14 protein-coding genes and 1 tRNA gene are annotated in these 14,076 nt (G+C 70.1%); 11 read left to right on the top strand and 4 right to left on the bottom strand.

Features of this window, described 5'->3' with window-relative positions:
- Positions 1-51: 51 nt before the first annotated feature.
- Complete coding sequence (locus AB0N80_RS02600; protein ID WP_315994062.1) at positions 52-258, bottom strand: cold-shock protein; 207 nt, start codon at positions 256-258, stop codon at positions 52-54.
- A 331-nt stretch (positions 259-589) separates the two neighbouring features.
- On the opposite strand from AB0N80_RS02600, the gene AB0N80_RS02595 reads away from it, so the two are divergent.
- The 4 genes from AB0N80_RS02595 to AB0N80_RS02580 are packed head-to-tail and all read left to right on the top strand — an operon-like array spanning position 590 to position 3,613.
- The gene (locus AB0N80_RS02595; protein ID WP_363577384.1) at positions 590-1,198 is read left to right on the top strand and encodes a GntR family transcriptional regulator; all 609 of its coding nucleotides are present in this window, start codon (positions 590-592) and stop codon (positions 1,196-1,198) included.
- Between the two features lie 48 nt (positions 1,199-1,246).
- The gene (locus tag AB0N80_RS02590; RefSeq protein WP_363577382.1) at positions 1,247-1,675 is read left to right on the top strand and encodes a hypothetical protein; all 429 of its coding nucleotides are present in this window, start codon (positions 1,247-1,249) and stop codon (positions 1,673-1,675) included.
- A 4-nt stretch (positions 1,676-1,679) separates the two neighbouring features.
- Entirely contained in the window at positions 1,680-2,939 is a 1,260-nt protein-coding gene (locus AB0N80_RS02585; RefSeq protein WP_363577380.1) for a histidine kinase, read from the top strand.
- Complete coding sequence (locus tag AB0N80_RS02580; protein WP_363577378.1) at positions 2,936-3,613, top strand: response regulator transcription factor; 678 nt, start codon at positions 2,936-2,938, stop codon at positions 3,611-3,613. The genes AB0N80_RS02585 and AB0N80_RS02580 overlap by 4 nt, the downstream gene beginning before the upstream one ends.
- A 213-nt stretch (positions 3,614-3,826) precedes the next feature.
- Here the strand turns inward: AB0N80_RS02580 and AB0N80_RS02575 are convergent, their stop codons facing one another.
- The gene (locus AB0N80_RS02575; RefSeq protein WP_363577376.1) at positions 3,827-4,825 is read right to left on the bottom strand and encodes an endonuclease/exonuclease/phosphatase family protein; all 999 of its coding nucleotides are present in this window, start codon (positions 4,823-4,825) and stop codon (positions 3,827-3,829) included.
- 141 nt (positions 4,826-4,966) lie between these two features.
- Positions 4,967-5,233 carry a GlsB/YeaQ/YmgE family stress response membrane protein gene (locus tag AB0N80_RS02570; protein ID WP_315994068.1) on the bottom strand — a complete coding sequence of 89 codons (267 nt, stop codon included), beginning with the start codon at positions 5,231-5,233 and terminating at the stop codon, positions 4,967-4,969.
- Between the two features lie 158 nt (positions 5,234-5,391).
- On the opposite strand from AB0N80_RS02570, the gene AB0N80_RS02565 reads away from it, so the two are divergent.
- The gene (locus AB0N80_RS02565; RefSeq protein WP_363388277.1) at positions 5,392-6,309 is read left to right on the top strand and encodes a DUF368 domain-containing protein; all 918 of its coding nucleotides are present in this window, start codon (positions 5,392-5,394) and stop codon (positions 6,307-6,309) included.
- A gap of 314 nt (positions 6,310-6,623) precedes the next feature.
- Here the strand turns inward: AB0N80_RS02565 and AB0N80_RS02560 are convergent.
- Positions 6,624-6,707, bottom strand: a tRNA-Leu gene (locus tag AB0N80_RS02560).
- A gap of 152 nt (positions 6,708-6,859) precedes the next feature.
- Between AB0N80_RS02560 and AB0N80_RS02555 the strand changes: the two genes are divergently transcribed.
- The 6 genes from AB0N80_RS02555 to AB0N80_RS02530 are packed head-to-tail and all read left to right on the top strand — an operon-like array spanning position 6,860 to position 14,069.
- Positions 6,860-7,597, top strand: a complete 738-nt coding sequence (locus tag AB0N80_RS02555) for a DUF3662 and FHA domain-containing protein (RefSeq protein WP_315994103.1) — start codon at positions 6,860-6,862, stop codon at positions 7,595-7,597.
- The gene (locus tag AB0N80_RS02550; RefSeq protein ID WP_315994104.1) at positions 7,594-8,139 is read left to right on the top strand and encodes an FHA domain-containing protein; all 546 of its coding nucleotides are present in this window, start codon (positions 7,594-7,596) and stop codon (positions 8,137-8,139) included. The genes AB0N80_RS02555 and AB0N80_RS02550 overlap by 4 nt, the downstream gene beginning before the upstream one ends.
- 9 nt (positions 8,140-8,148) lie before the next feature.
- Positions 8,149-9,387 (top strand): PP2C family serine/threonine-protein phosphatase, encoded by a 1,239-nt coding sequence (locus AB0N80_RS02545; protein WP_315994105.1) that lies wholly within the window; start codon positions 8,149-8,151, stop codon positions 9,385-9,387.
- On the top strand, positions 9,384-10,787 hold the full coding sequence (locus AB0N80_RS02540; protein WP_315994106.1) for an FtsW/RodA/SpoVE family cell cycle protein: 1,404 nt from the start codon (positions 9,384-9,386) through the stop codon (positions 10,785-10,787). The genes AB0N80_RS02545 and AB0N80_RS02540 overlap by 4 nt, the downstream gene beginning before the upstream one ends.
- A 40-nt stretch (positions 10,788-10,827) precedes the next feature.
- On the top strand, positions 10,828-12,282 hold the full coding sequence (locus AB0N80_RS02535) for a penicillin-binding protein 2 (RefSeq protein ID WP_363388282.1): 1,455 nt from the start codon (positions 10,828-10,830) through the stop codon (positions 12,280-12,282).
- Positions 12,279-14,069, top strand: a complete 1,791-nt coding sequence (locus AB0N80_RS02530; protein WP_315994108.1) for a serine/threonine-protein kinase — start codon at positions 12,279-12,281, stop codon at positions 14,067-14,069. The genes AB0N80_RS02535 and AB0N80_RS02530 overlap by 4 nt, the downstream gene beginning before the upstream one ends.
- The last annotated feature ends 7 nt before the right edge of the window (positions 14,070-14,076 follow it).

Genomic DNA, 14,076 nt, shown 5'->3' with positions numbered 1-14,076 from the left:
CGACCGCGAAGCAGCGTGCGGGCGGGGCGGCATCGGCCGCAGCCGACGGCGTCAGAGCGGGCGGATGTCCTCCGCCTGCAGGCCCTTGGGGCCCTGGGCGATCTCGAACTCCACGCGCTGGTTCTCCTCGAGCGAGCGGTAGCCGCCCGACTGGATCGCGCTGTAGTGCGCGAAGACGTCCTGTCCGCCGTCATCGGGGGCGATGAAGCCGAAGCCCTTCTCCGAGTTGAACCACTTGACCGTGCCCTGCGTGCTCATCGTGATGCCGTTTTCCCCTTTGAGCCGACGCCGAGCGCGCCGGTCTGTGCCCCCACGGTAACGGCCGGAATCCTCCGGCGCACGGCACCGTGACACAAACGTTGCGGTCGGAGGAATGCGCCGGAATGACGGGGGAATTGTCCTGAGCCCATACGACGCCCGGGCTGAGCAGAGCTCGAAGCCCGGGCGTCGACGGATCCCCCCGGATATGCCACGCGATGCGTGACGGCGATCACTTTACCGGCGCGCGAGCGTGCGCGCGACACGAAAACGAAGAATCAGTCAGTTATGTCGATGTTCTGTGCTAGCGATGAGTCGTAAAATCCGGCTGATGGATGGTCGGCGGCGTGCTTCGGCCCTCGTCGACGCGGCGTACCGCTCTCTCGGCGAGGCCATCGTCGACGGTCGCCTGCAGCCCGGCGACCGTCTGCGCGACGTCGAACTCGCCGCACTCATGGGCATCTCGCGCACTCCCGTCCGCGAGGCCCTCCAGCGCCTCGAACGCATCGGTCTCGTCGAGGTCGCCGCCAACAGATACACGCGTGTGGCCTCCCTCACCGACCGTGCCCGCACGGACATGCGCGAATACGCCGCCCACACGATCGCCGGCGTGCTGCACGTCGCCCTCGATCGCGCGACCGACGAGGAGATCGCCGAGACGATCGCTCTCCTGGACGCCCTCCGCGATGCCCCGTCATCGCGTACGTATGTCGGGGCGATGATGGCCCTGTACTCGCAGCTGGTGGCCGAATCGCGCAATATCGTCTTCCGGAAGGCCTTCGAGCAGACCGATCTCGTGCTCCGCCGCAATCTGGACGGATGGGAGAGCATCGACGACGACACCCGCGAACCGCTGTTCCGGCATCTCCGCGAACAGACCGCGAGGCGCGACGCGAACGGCGCCAGCTGGACGTTCCTCGCGCTGCACGGTTTCGCCTGACGGCACAAGGTCTCACCCCGCACCGCGCCACGGCACTACCGTGACGGCATGCCCCACATCGAGCTGCGCGCCCTGACCGACGACCACCGGGATGCCGCCTTCGACGCCGTGTCGGCCAGCAGGTCCTCCTGGCCGCGCGGTGTCTTCGAGGGGCGGGCCTCCTTCGACGAGTGGGTCGACCGCACCGACGTCGAGGTGTACACGGTCTCGGAGGACGGCCGGCTCTCCGGCGTCGCCGCCGCGATGGACGTCGACGGCGACCGCGAGATCCTGCTCGCCGTGACACCGGATGCCGGGGACGAGGCGCCGACGGAGGCCCTGCGCCAGCTGACCGTACGGGAGGCCGAGAGGCCGCTCTACGCCTGCGTGTCGGTCGACGACGAGCCCGCTCACGACATGCTCGCGCGCATCGGTTTCGTCGAGCACGAACGCGATGGGGCGGACGTGGTTTACGTCCTCCCGCCGACGCTAGAGTGACGCGGTGCCGACGAACGACGACCTCACCCGCGTCCTGACGCGTCCCCGCTCGCTGGCGGTCTTCGTCGCGATCGTCTTCCTCGTCACCACCGTGCAGGTGCTGACCAACCCGCTCGCGGGGCTGCTGGAGGGCGAGTTCCCCTGGGACGGACCCGTTCCCTTGGCCGCCGTCGTCGCCCTCGTCGTCCTGGGCTGCGCGGCCCAGAGCGCGTTCCTCTTCCTCAGCGCCCGCGCGCCGGTGGTCGCCGTCATCGGCACCGCGGCCTGCTACGTCGCTCTCGTCGTCTGCCTGTCCATCCCCCGCTGGCTCACCGCTCTCCCGCTCGTGGTGGCGGTCGCCGTCTTCCTCCTCGCCGTGAGCAGGCGACCGCTCGTCGCCGTCGGGTGGTCCGTCACGGTGGTCGCCGCGGTGAGCCTCTCCCTCTTCGGGTGGGCCCTTTCGACGGGCGTCCCCCTCGGCATCGTGGGCAGCTTCGTCCTCGAGGCCGTCCTCGCCTTCGGCACCCCGATCGCGGGCGCGGCAGCCCTGGGCATCTGGTGGGCGCGGCGCATGCGCGTCCTCCGACGCACGCGCGACGAACTCGCCGCCGCCGCCGAGCGCCATGCCGCCGAGATCGAGCGCGTCACCACCCTCGAACGCGCGCGCATCGCTCAAGAGCTCCACGACGTGGCCGGTCAGCACCTCGCCGGATTGCTCTCCCTCGCCGATGCGGCAGTCGACATCGACGTCCTCGACACCGCGCAGGCGACCGAGCTCATCGCCGAGATGCGGGCCGAGGGGCGCTTCGCGTCGGCCAGCCTGTACGCCGCCCTGCGAGACCTCCGCATCCAGAACGGCTCGCGCGTCGGACCGACCCTCGACCTGCGTTCCCTCGACGGCCTGCGCGACTTCTGGGCGGCGCGGGGCATGAGCATCGAGATCGAGGTGCGCGGATCCATGGCCGACCTCCCCGCGATGGTCTCCACGACGGCGTACCGCGTCGTGCAGGAGGCGCTCACGAACGCGAGCAAGCACGCCCCGGGAGCCGCGACGCGAGTCGATGTCGAGGCGTCCCCCGCCACCCTGCATGTCGCCGTGCGGAACGCCCCCGCCCTCGTCCCCCGCACGGCGCCGGATGCCGAGGGTCTCGGATGGGGACTGACCGGCATGGCCGAGCGGGTGGACCTGATCCATGGCACCCTCACCGCCGGTCCCCGCGACGACGGCGGATGGTCGGTCACCCTGCGCGCTCCCGTCGGCGCCTTCGACGCGGTTTCGCCGTGACAGCCGCCGAGCCCGAGGTGAGCGTCCTCATCGTCGACGACAACCGCACCGTCCGCCGCGGCATCCGCCTGCGGCTCGAGAACGCCCGGGGGATCCGCGTCGCCGGAGAGGCGTCGAACGGACAGGATGCCGTGGTCCTGGCGCGAGCCGAGCGCGTCGACGTCGTGCTCATGGATCTGCACATGCCCGGCATGGACGGCATCGAGGCGACCCGTCGGATCACGGCCGAGCGCGCCGATCGCTGCCGAGTGGTCCTGCTGACCAGCGAGGTGTCCGACTCCTTCCTCGTCGATGCCCTCGAGGCCGGTGCCAGCGGGTATCTGCTGAAGGGCCACGACAGCGACCAGCTGCTGCCTGTCATCCGCGGCACCGCGGCCGGCATGGCGACGATCTCGCCACTCGTCGCCCCCCGGCTGCTGCGCGAGCTCCGCGAGGCGCGGCCGACGCCGGCCGATCCCGCACAGCTCGAGTTGCTCACCGCCGCCGAACGGCGCGTGGTGGGGCTGTTGAGCAGCGGCGTGACCTCCAACGACGACATCGCGCGCCATCTCTCCGTCTCGGTCAACACCGTACGGAGTCAGACGGCGGCCGCCCTGCGCAAGCTCCACCTCGATGACCGGACGCAGCTCGCGCTCTGGGGCGCCCGGAACGGCCTCGATCGTCGCGACGCGTAGTCCGAACGGATGAAATCGCGACCGGTCCCCCTGCCGGATTCCGCACCTCGCGAGGAATCGCGCGCCGCGTTCGCGACGAATGGTGCGCGCGGGCGGCGGGAACGCGCCAGAATGCTGCTCACAGCGGCGTGGCTTCGCCGCTCATCCGCGCGGGGCCGGGAGTTTGGGGGCGGCCCCGCGCGGCCACACCGGTCCCGTGCGGACGCCGCTGCGTCAGCGCCGGGACAGCGTCGCGACGATCGGGCGGTGGTCGCTTCCGGCGTCATCGAACCCCGCGATGACGGAGAACCCGTCGACCGTCCATTCCGAGCCGACGAGCACGTGGTCGATGGGGGCGCCGAGCATCGCCGGGAGCCGGACGGGCCACGTTCCCACAGCGGCCGAGCCGGCGGCGGCGGCGGCATCGCGGCATCCGCCCAGATCGCCTCCGGCGGCGCCGTAGCCGTCGAAGTGGTCGACGGTCGCGTTGAGGTCGCCCGCGACGATCACATCGGCGGCGGCGCAGGCATCGGCGATCCAGGCCAGCCCGGCGTCCCACTCATCCAGGACTGCGGGCAGGGGAGGCATCGGATGCGCGGCGACGAGCGTCGGTCCCCCGCCGTCGACCGGGCGCCACAGGCCGCTCGGCAGTCCGGGCGTCGATCCCGCGGGGACGTCTCGCGTGTAGACGCCGAGCGTGTCGGAGATGAGGATCGAGGTGGGGATCGTCTCGCCGCCCTCCGCCGCCCACACCGTGTCGTGGCGCATCGAGACTCCACTCGCCTGCAGGATAACGACCACCTCCGCCGCGGCGAAGGCATCCGTCTCGGGCAGGCTCACGACGTCCGCGCCCGTCTCCCGTACGGCGCGCGCGATCCACTCCGGCGAGACGGATCCTCCGTAGGTGTTCCAGGCCATGACGGTGAGCTCCCCGTCGGGCACGGCCGCGCCCGGGCCGCGCACCGCGAGCACGACGCCGTTACCCACCGCCGCCGCGACGAGCGAGAGGGCGAGGGCCGCCGAGACACCCCAGCGCCGACGTCGCACCGCGATCGCCGCGCACGCGAGGGCCGCCACGGCGAGGCCGATGGCCAGTGGAGCCCGGAGGGAGATGGCGTTGGCGACGAGCGGGAGACGATGGATGCCGATCCCCTGGGGCCAGATGGCGGCGGCAGCCGCGACCGCACCGAGCAGCAGCGCGATGACGAACGAGGGGCGGGGTCTGGTCGGCATCCTGATCAGTAAAGCGCGCCCGTCACGCGGTTCGCACGTCCGCTGAGACGGCGGCGTGCTCGGACGCCGGATCGACGTCGCCGTCACGACGCGCGAGGGCCCGGGACGCGGTTCCCCGCCCCGGGCCCTCGGGTCACGTGATCAGCGCGCGGCGCGACGCCCCACGATGAGGCCGTAGATCAGCAGCACGATGATCGATCCGCCGATGGCCAGCAGCCACGTCTGGATCGAGAAGAAGTCCTGAAGCGGGGCGTTGAACAGCAGTCCTCCGAGGAAGCCGCCGAGCAGGGCGCCCACGACGCCGAGCACCAGCGTGATCAGCCAGCCGCCACCCTGCTTCCCGGGGAGGATCAGCTTGGCGATGGCGCCGGCCAGGAGGCCGAGGAGGAGAAATCCGAAGAATCCCATGTTGTCGTTCCTTTCGCGAGTGAGAACCGAAGCCCGCGCACGGCGGGACTCATTGCATACAGCCTCCTCCCAGGAAAGCGTTTCGCGGGGTGGGTTGCATCGGCGCTGATTGTCTGGTTCGCGCGAGGCGCGATCGGCTGTTCGCATAGCGTGGGCGGATGGCCGACCATCTTGCCGACCGCCGTCCCCCTCTCCGCCCCGCGCTCGACCTCGGGCGAGGCCTCCTCATCGGGGCTGTCGAAGTCGTCCCGGGGGTGAGCGGGGGCACGGTCGCCCTCATCGTCGGCGTCTACACCACCCTGATCGAGGCCGCGAGCCACGTGGTGCGCGCCGTCGTCGCCCTCGGCGACCTCCCTCGGGGGCGGGGCATCAGCCGCGCGCGGGCGCATCTCGCGGCGGTGCGCTGGAGCGTCGTCGCTCCCGTCCTCGTCGGCATGGTGCTCGCCGTCGTCCTGGGCGCGCGCGTTCTCGCTCCCCTCGTCGAGGAGCACCCGACGGCGACACGGGCCGTGTTCGGCGGGATGATCGCGGCATCCCTCCTCATACCGGTGCGCCTGCTCGGCCGGTCGTGGACGTGGCGGCTGTCCCTGCTCGCCGGCTTCGCCGCAGCGGGAGCCTTCCTCGTGACGGGCCTGCCGTCATCGCGGGTGATCGATCCGCCCCTCCTGCTCGTGGCCCTCGCCGCGGCGGTCGCTGTCTGCGCCCTCGTGATGCCGGGGTTGTCGGGCGCGTTCCTGCTGCTGGTCTTCGGGCTGTACGAGACGACACTCGTCGCCGTCAATGAACGCGATGTCCCGTACATCCTCGCCTTCGCCATCGGGGCGGTGGTGGGCCTCAGCCTGTTCGTGAACCTGCTGCGGGTGCTCCTCGCCCGGTTCCGCGAGATCATGCTCGCGCTGATGACGGGCCTCATGCTCGGCTCCCTCCGCGCCCTCTGGCCGTGGCAGGACGCGTTCGGGCAGGCGACGCCGGCGGGACCGGATGCCGTCCCGATGGCGTTGCTCGCGCTGGGGGGCGCTGCGGTGGTGCTCCTCGTCGTCGCGATGCAGGCGCGACTCGACCGTCCGCGCCGTTGAGCTCTTCGTCCCCAATCTGTGGACAACTCTGTGCACAGTCGAAAAACTCATGTGGATAACCCTGTGGGAAGTCCGCGCGGACAGCTCGCCGACGTCACGTCGACGCGGTTCACGCGCCCGTCATTCCGGGCGTCGAGGGGAATTACATCCGCGTAATTCCGCGAGACCGCCCCCGTGATCGCGGCGGAGAACGTCCTGGGGAGAACTTCGCTCACAGGGGGTGGAAACTGTGGATAACTTTCCGACGCGGACGACTTCTCGTGCGGCAAACGACGAAGACCCCGGGGATGAACCCCGGGGTCTTCGTCGTTCTGTGCGCGAGGGGGGACTTGAACCCCCACGCCCTTGCGGGCACTGGCACCTGAAGCCAGCGCGTCTACCTATTCCGCCACTCGCGCGAGTCACGGCACGGATGCCACGAACTCAACTTCCCGAGAATATCACGGCGGGGTCCACGTGACGAAACGCGGCCGCGGGAGGCCGCTTCCATGACCTGCCCAGCCGCCCTGGCTACGATGTGCCTACTGGTCTGCCTGCCCGAAGGAGTCTCGTGGGACTACTCGACAGTTTCGAGAAAGGTCTCGAACGCGCCGTCAACGGTGCGTTCGCGAAGACCTTCCGTAGCGGCATCCAGCCGGTGGAGATCGCCTCCGCGCTGCGCAGCGAGCTCGACAAGAAGGCCGTGGTGGTCACGCGCGAGCGCATCCTGGCGCCGAACGCCTTCTCGGTGCGCCTCTCCCCCGCCGACGACGAGAAGATGGGCGCCCTGGGCTCCACACTGCTCACCGAGCTCGACACGCTCGTGAAGAAGCACGCCCGCACGCAGGGCTACTCGTTCGCGGGGCCCGTCGCCATCACGATCGAACGCGACTCCTCCCTGTCGACGGGCACGCTCCGCGTGGACTCGCAGACCACCGAGGGCCGTGTCGCCTGGCGCGGTGTCGTCGACATCGACGGCACACGTCATCCGCTCACGAGCTCGCGCACCGTGATCGGACGCGGCAGCGACGCCGACATCACCATCCCCGACGCCGGCACCAGCCGCAAGCACGTCGAGATCCTGTGGGACGGCGAGCGCGCGATGGTCCGCGACCTGGGCTCGACCAACGGCACCACCCTGAACGGCCGCAAGGTCTCGGAGGCGGCACTGCCCCCCGATTCGACGATCTCGATCGGCCGCACCAATATCGTGTTCCGTGTGGTCGCGCAGGCGCAGCCGCCGCGGCGCCCGCAGGCGTCCGACGCCACGAGCATCTTCGACGTCCGGGAACGGGGACCCCTGTCATGAGTCAGCTGACTCTTCTTCTTCTGCAGGGCGGGTTCCTCGTGCTGCTGTGGTTCTTCGTGTTCGGCGTCGTCTACTCGCTGCGTGCCGACCTCTTCGGCGTGAAGGTGCGCAAGCTCCCCGAGCCGGCGGCAGCGTCGTCCGCTCCCGCGGCCGCGGCGCCGACCGCGTCTCCCGACGCCGTGACCACGCAGGTCAAGCGTCCGGCCGCACCGCCCGCTCCCGCCCCGGTCGGGGCTCTCGCGACGACCGCGGCGGTCTCGCGCATCGTCATCACGAGCGGCCCCAAGGCGGGTCTCGAACTCCCGCTGGGCACCGAGCCGCTCACGATCGGCCGGTCGAGCGAGTCGGGGCTCGTCATCCGCGACGACTACACCTCCAGCCACCACGCCCGACTCGTGCTGTGGGGCGATCAGTGGATGCTGCAGGACCTCGACTCCACCAACGGAACGACGCACGACGGCGTCCGCGTCGCGTCGCCCGTGCAGGTCAAGGTGGGTGCGCCCATCAAGGTCGGCGCGACCACGTTCGAGTTGAGGACGTAAGCCACCCCCATGGTCTTCCAGGGCTCGAGCGCCGCCATCTCTCACACGGGCAAGGTGCGCTCCAACAATCAGGACTCCGGCTATGCCGGGTCCAACCTCTTCGTCGTCGCCGACGGGATGGGCGGTCATGCCGGGGGCGACGTCGCCTCGAGTCTGGCGATCCACCGACTGACCGAGCTCGACCAGCCCTTCGGCACCCCCGCGCAGGCGGAGCACGCGATCCGCGACGCCCTCGCCGACACCGCGGCCGAGCTGATCGACACGGTCGCCCGCCGCCCCGAGCTCGCCGGTATGGGCACCACGGTGAGCGCCCTGGTGATGGTCGACGACTACGCCGTCATCGGCCACATCGGCGACTCGCGCATCTACCTCTACCGCGACGACACGCTCACGCAGATCACGGCCGACCACACCTTCGTGCAGCGCCTCGTCGACTCGGGCCGCATCACGCCCGAAGAGGCGCGATACCACCCGCGGCGCTCCGTCCTCATGCGCGTGCTCGGCGACATGGACCCCGATCCCGAGGTCGACAGCTTCATCATGCCGACGCAGGACGGCGATCGCTGGCTGCTGTGCTCCGACGGGCTGTCGGGGGTCGTCGACGACCCGCACACCGCGAAGACGCTCGCCCTCGGCATGCCCCCGGCGCGCACGGCCGACGCGCTGCTCAAGCAGGCGCTCGACGGCGGCGCGCCCGACAACGTCACCGTGGTGCTCGTCGACGTGGGCGGCCAGCATCCGGTGTTCATCGGCACCCCGGCGATCGTCGGCTCCGCCTCCAACCCGAGCGGCGTGGTCGTCCCGGCGGCCCGGCCCAGCCGTCCGAACTGGCTGCACCACGCCCGCCAGGTCGCCAACGAACCGACCCACTTCGAGCCCGCCGCGGAGTTCCTCGAGGAGCTCATCGAAGAAGACCGCCGTCGCGCGCGCCGTCGCCGTTTCGGCTGGCTCGCCGCGCTGCTCGTCGTGCTGGCCGGCATCGGGCTCGCCCTGTTCGCGGGGTACAACTGGACCCAGACGCGGTACTACGTCGGCGCCGACGAGAACTCGGTCGTCATCTACCGCGGCATCCAGCAGTCCATCGGGCCGATCTCGCTCTCGACCGTCTACGAGGACACCAACATCGTGCTCGCCGATCTGTCGGACTTCGACCGTCAGACCGTCGAGGCCACGATCTCGGCGCGCTCGCTCTCCGATGCGGAGCTGATCGTCGACCGCCTGCGCCCGGCGGCGGAGGGAAGCGGATGACCGACCAGAAGCAGACGCGCTCCCCCGACGCCGTGTCGACCGACACGGCTGTGATGCGCGCCCTGAAGAAGATCCGCGTCCCGGCGACGCAGCGCAACCGCGAGCTGGGTCTGCTCTTCTTCGCGATCGCCGTCTACGGCTCCGCCGTGGCCCTCGTCCAGCTCGGGGCGACCGGCGCCATCGACACCGGCTTCCTCTCGCTGGCCGCCGTGCCCGCCGTGCTCGGCCTCGTGATGCACGTCGTGCTGCGCCTGCGCGTGCGCGACGCCGATCCGTTCGTCCTCCCCATCGCCACCGTGCTGACGGGACTCGGCATCGCGATGATCTACCGCATCGACCTCGCCGATCAGAGCACCGGATGGGATGCCACGGGTCACCGCCAGATCGCGTGGGCCGCCATTGCGATGATCTGCGCACTGGCCGTGCTGATCTTCGTCCGCAACTACCGCGTCCTCTTCCGGTACACCTACCTCTCGGGACTGGTCGGCATCCTGCTGCTGCTCCTGCCGTTCGTGCCCGGTCTGGGCACCGACCAGAACGCCGATGTGTGGGTCTCGCTCGGCTTCGTGTCGTTCCAGCCCGGTGAGCTGGCGAAGATCTGCCTCGCGATCTTCTTCGCCGGCTACCTCGTGCGCACCCGAGAGAGCCTCACCTCCACGGGCACCCGGTTCCTCTTCATGACCTGGCCGCGGGCGCGCGAGCTCGGCCCGGTGCTCATCATCTGGCTCGTCTCGCTCGGCATCATCGTGCTGCAGCGCGACCTCGGAACCGGCCTGCTCATCTTCGGCATGTTCGTCGCCATGCTCTACGCCGCGACCGGCAAGACGAGCTGGGTCGTCATCGGCCTCATCCTCGTCGCCAGCGGTGCGTTCCTGGCATCCCGGGTTCTGCCCTACGTGCAGGGCCGCTTTGCCAACTGGCTGAACGCCTTCGACCCCGAGGTCATCGACCGCGACGGCGGCAGCTACCAGCTGGTGCAGGGCATCTTCGGGCTGTCCCACGGTGGACTGTTCGGCACCGGGCTCGGCCAGGGGCGTCCGTACATCACGCCGCTGTCGCAGAGCGACTACATCGTCCCGAGCCTCGGCGAGGAGCTCGGCCTCGTCGGGATCTTCGCGATCCTCGCGTTGTACATGGTGTTCACCAGCCGTGGCATCCGCGTCGGTCTCGCCGGTCAGGACGACTTCGGCAAGCTCCTCGCGACGGGCTTCTCGTTCACGATCGCCCTGCAGGTGTTCATCATGGTCGGCGGCGTCACGCGCGTCATCCCGCTGACGGGTCTGACCACGCCCTTCCTCGCCGCCGGCGGATCGTCGCTCATCGCGAACTGGATCATCGTGGCGTTCCTGCTGCGCATCTCCGACGCCGTCCGCTCCCGCCCCCGGGTGGTGATCGGCTGATGCGCCGCACCCCCGCCGCCCCCCGACCCGAGGAGGCACCGTGACCAAAGAACTCCGACGCCTCAGCATCGTCATGCTCGCCATGTTCCTGGCGCTGTTCGCCTCGACGAGCGTCATCCAGGTCGTCCAGGCGAACGCCCTGACCAACACCCAGGGCAACACCCGCGCCCTCTACGACTCCTTCGAGATCCAGCGCGGATCGATCATCGTCAGCGGCACGCCGATCGCCCAGTCGGTCCCGTCCGACGACGTGTACAGCTGGCAGCGCCAATACGCGGATGCCGCCATGTGGGCGCCCGTGACCGGCTACATGAACCCCGTGCTCGACGCGAAGACCAACATCGAGTCCGCCGAGAACAGCGTGCTCAGCGGCTCCGACTCGAACCAGTTCTTCTCGCGCATCGACCGCGCCATCACCGGTCAGGCCCCGCGCGGATCGAACGTCGAACTCTCGCTCGACGCGAACGTGCAGAAGGCCGCGTGGGACGCCCTCGGCGACCAGCAGGGCGCCGTCGTGGCGATCGAACCCTCGACCGGTCGCATCCTCGCCATGGTCTCGAAGCCGAGCTTCGACACGAACACGCTCGCCTCCCACGACACGGATGCCGTGAACGCGGCGTACGACCAGCTGGTCGCCGACAGCGCGAAGCCGCTCGACAACCGCGCGATCTCGGGGAACCTCAACCCCCCGGGGTCGACGTTCAAGCTCGTCGTGGCCTCGGCCGCCCTGGCATCCGGCAAGTACACCCCCGACTCGGCCTTCCCCAATCTCGCCGCCTACACGCTGCCGCAGTCGACCAACGTCGTCAGCAACGCCGGCGGCGGAACGTGCGGCGGCGGCGACACCGTGACCATCGCCACGGCCCTGCGGTTGAGCTGCAACATCCCGTTCGCCGAGCTCGCCGTCGAGTTGGGCGACGACGCGATCCGCGCGGAGGCGGAGAAGTACGGTTTCAACACGTCCTTCACGATGCCGCTGACGTCGACCGCGTCCACCTACCCGGCTAGCCCCAACGCGCCGCAGACCGCGCTGAGCGGCTTCGGCCAGGGCGACGTCCGCGCCACGCCGCTGCAGATGGCCATGGTCTCGGCAGGCATCGCGAACGACGGTGTGGTGATGAACCCGCGGATGGTCGATCGGGTGATCGAGCCGAACCTGTCGGTCACCGACGAGGGCACCAGCAGTGAGTTCGGTCGCGCGATCGAGTCCGACGTCGCCGCCCAGATGGTGTCGATGATGACGGCGAACGTCCAGGACGGCGCGGCATCGAATGCAAGAATAGACGGGGTCCAGGTGGCGGGTAAGACCGGCACCGCGGAGAACGATTCCCGCCCCTACACTCTCTGGTTCACCGGCTTCGCACCGGCGGACGACCCTCAGGTCGCCGTCGCCGTGGTCGTCGAAGACGGTGGAGGCCAGGGGCAGAGCGGGAGCGGCAACGAGATCGCCGCCCCGATAGCGAAGAAGGTCATGGAGGCGGTGCTGGGTAAATGAGACCGACACAGGGTGTGACCTTCGGCGGGCGGTACGAGCTCGATTCACGGATCGCGATCGGCGGTATGGGCGAGGTCTGGGAGGCGACCGACCACGTCATCGGCCGGACCGTCGCCATCAAGATCCTCAAAGACGAGTACATGGGCGACCCGGGCTTCTTAGAGCGCTTCCGCGCCGAAGCCCGCCACGCCGCGCTCGTGAACCACGAGGGCATCGCGAGCGTCTTCGACTACGGCGAGGAAGACGGCAGCGCCTTCCTCGTGATGGAGCTCGTCCCCGGCGAGGCCCTGTCCACGATCCTCGAGCGCGAGGGGTCGCTGTCGAGCGACAAGACCCTCGACATCGTCGCGCAGACCGCAGCCGCCCTCCAGGCGGCGCACGCCGCGGGCCTCGTGCACCGCGACATCAAGCCCGGCAACCTGCTGATCACCCCCGACGGCCGCGTGAAGATCACCGACTTCGGCATCGCACGCATCGCCGATCAGGTCCCGCTCACCGCGACCGGCCAGGTCATGGGCACGGTGCAGTACCTCTCCCCCGAGCAGGCCTCGGGACACCCGGCGTCACCGGCCACCGACACCTACTCGCTGGGCATCGTCGCGTACGAATGCCTGGCGGGCAAGCGTCCCTTCACGGGCGAGTCGCAGGTGGCCATCGCCATGGCGCAGATCAACGAGCAGCCCGCTCCGCTGCCGCCCACGGTCGCCGTCCCGGTGCAGAACCTCGTGATGGCGATGATCGCGAAGAAGCCGGAGGACCGCCCGGCATCCTCCGCCGCCGTCTCGCGCGCCGCAGCCGCGCTCCGCCGCGGCGACCTCGCCGCTGCCGCGGCGGCCGTCCCGGCGATCGCCGCCGGTGCCGCCGCTGTCGACGACGCCACGCAACTCCTCACCTCGGGGCAGACCTCGGCCACCACGCGCCTGCTGCCCGCGGCCGGCGCCGCAGCGGCGGGTGTCGCTCCCATCCTCACGGAGGAGCACACCGAAGAGGACGCCGCCCCGCAGAAGAAGAAGCGGAGCCCCTGGACGTGGCCGCTGGTCGCGCTCATCGTGCTGCTGGCCCTGGTCCTCGGTGGAACGCTCTTCACGCTCCTGGCGAACCAGAACGAGCCGGACGCCGCCCCCACCAGTGCCGCTCCCAGTTCCGCCACTCCCAGCACCCCCGCCTCTCCGTCGACCTCGCCGACGCCCACGCAGTCGGCACAGCTCGTCGACGTCGACGCCCTCGACCTCATCGGCAAGACCTGCGACGAAGCGCGCAGCATCCTGGGTGACGCGAACCTCGGCGCGACGTGCGCCACCGGCACGGCCGCCGAGAACGCCGACCAGATCGGTCTCGTGTACATCGTCGACCCCACGGGACGCAACCTCGAGGGCACGAACATCACGGTGACCGTGTACGGCGAAGAGACGCCGCTGCAGCAGCCGGGTACGCCCACTCTCCCGGGCACGTCCGTCACGGCCGGCAGCGACATCCAGGTGTCGTGGCAGCAGTACTCCTGCCCCGCCGGTACCGGCAGCGTGACGTCGTACGACTTCACCGCGACGAACGGCACGTTCGACACGAACGGTCAGTCCACGGCGTCGTTCTCGCCCGACGAGCGCAACGCGCAGCTGAAGGTGAGCAACTCGGTCGGGCAGTCGCTGCGCGTCACGTACACCGTCAGCTGCTCGGGCACCGACCGCACGGCAGGACCCTCGGGCGAGGCATCCGCCTCGATCACGGGAGGCAACTCGCCGAGCCCCTCCACCACGGGCAACGGCGCCGGCGCCACCACCAAGCCCTGAGCTTCGA

Source organism: Microbacterium sp. NPDC089188 (assembly GCF_040685155.1).
GTDB lineage: Bacteria > Actinomycetota > Actinomycetes > Actinomycetales > Microbacteriaceae > Microbacterium > Microbacterium galbum.
This window is presented reverse-complemented; position numbering and strand designations above follow the sequence as displayed.

Coding starts and splice junctions, on each gene's coding strand:
- AB0N80_RS02600 (WP_315994062.1), bottom strand. CDS start 258: ATGAGCACGCAGGGCACGGTCAAGTGGTTCAACTCGGAGAAGGGCTTC.
- AB0N80_RS02595 (WP_363577384.1), top strand. CDS start 590: ATGGATGGTCGGCGGCGTGCTTCGGCCCTCGTCGACGCGGCGTACCGC.
- AB0N80_RS02590 (WP_363577382.1), top strand. CDS start 1,247: ATGCCCCACATCGAGCTGCGCGCCCTGACCGACGACCACCGGGATGCC.
- AB0N80_RS02575 (WP_363577376.1), bottom strand. CDS start 4,825: ATGCCGACCAGACCCCGCCCCTCGTTCGTCATCGCGCTGCTGCTCGGT.
- AB0N80_RS02570 (WP_315994068.1), bottom strand. CDS start 5,233: ATGGGATTCTTCGGATTTCTCCTCCTCGGCCTCCTGGCCGGCGCCATC.
- AB0N80_RS02565 (WP_363388277.1), top strand. CDS start 5,392: ATGGCCGACCATCTTGCCGACCGCCGTCCCCCTCTCCGCCCCGCGCTC.
- AB0N80_RS02550 (WP_315994104.1), top strand. CDS start 7,594: ATGAGTCAGCTGACTCTTCTTCTTCTGCAGGGCGGGTTCCTCGTGCTG.
- AB0N80_RS02545 (WP_315994105.1), top strand. CDS start 8,149: ATGGTCTTCCAGGGCTCGAGCGCCGCCATCTCTCACACGGGCAAGGTG.
- AB0N80_RS02540 (WP_315994106.1), top strand. CDS start 9,384: ATGACCGACCAGAAGCAGACGCGCTCCCCCGACGCCGTGTCGACCGAC.
- AB0N80_RS02530 (WP_315994108.1), top strand. CDS start 12,279: ATGAGACCGACACAGGGTGTGACCTTCGGCGGGCGGTACGAGCTCGAT.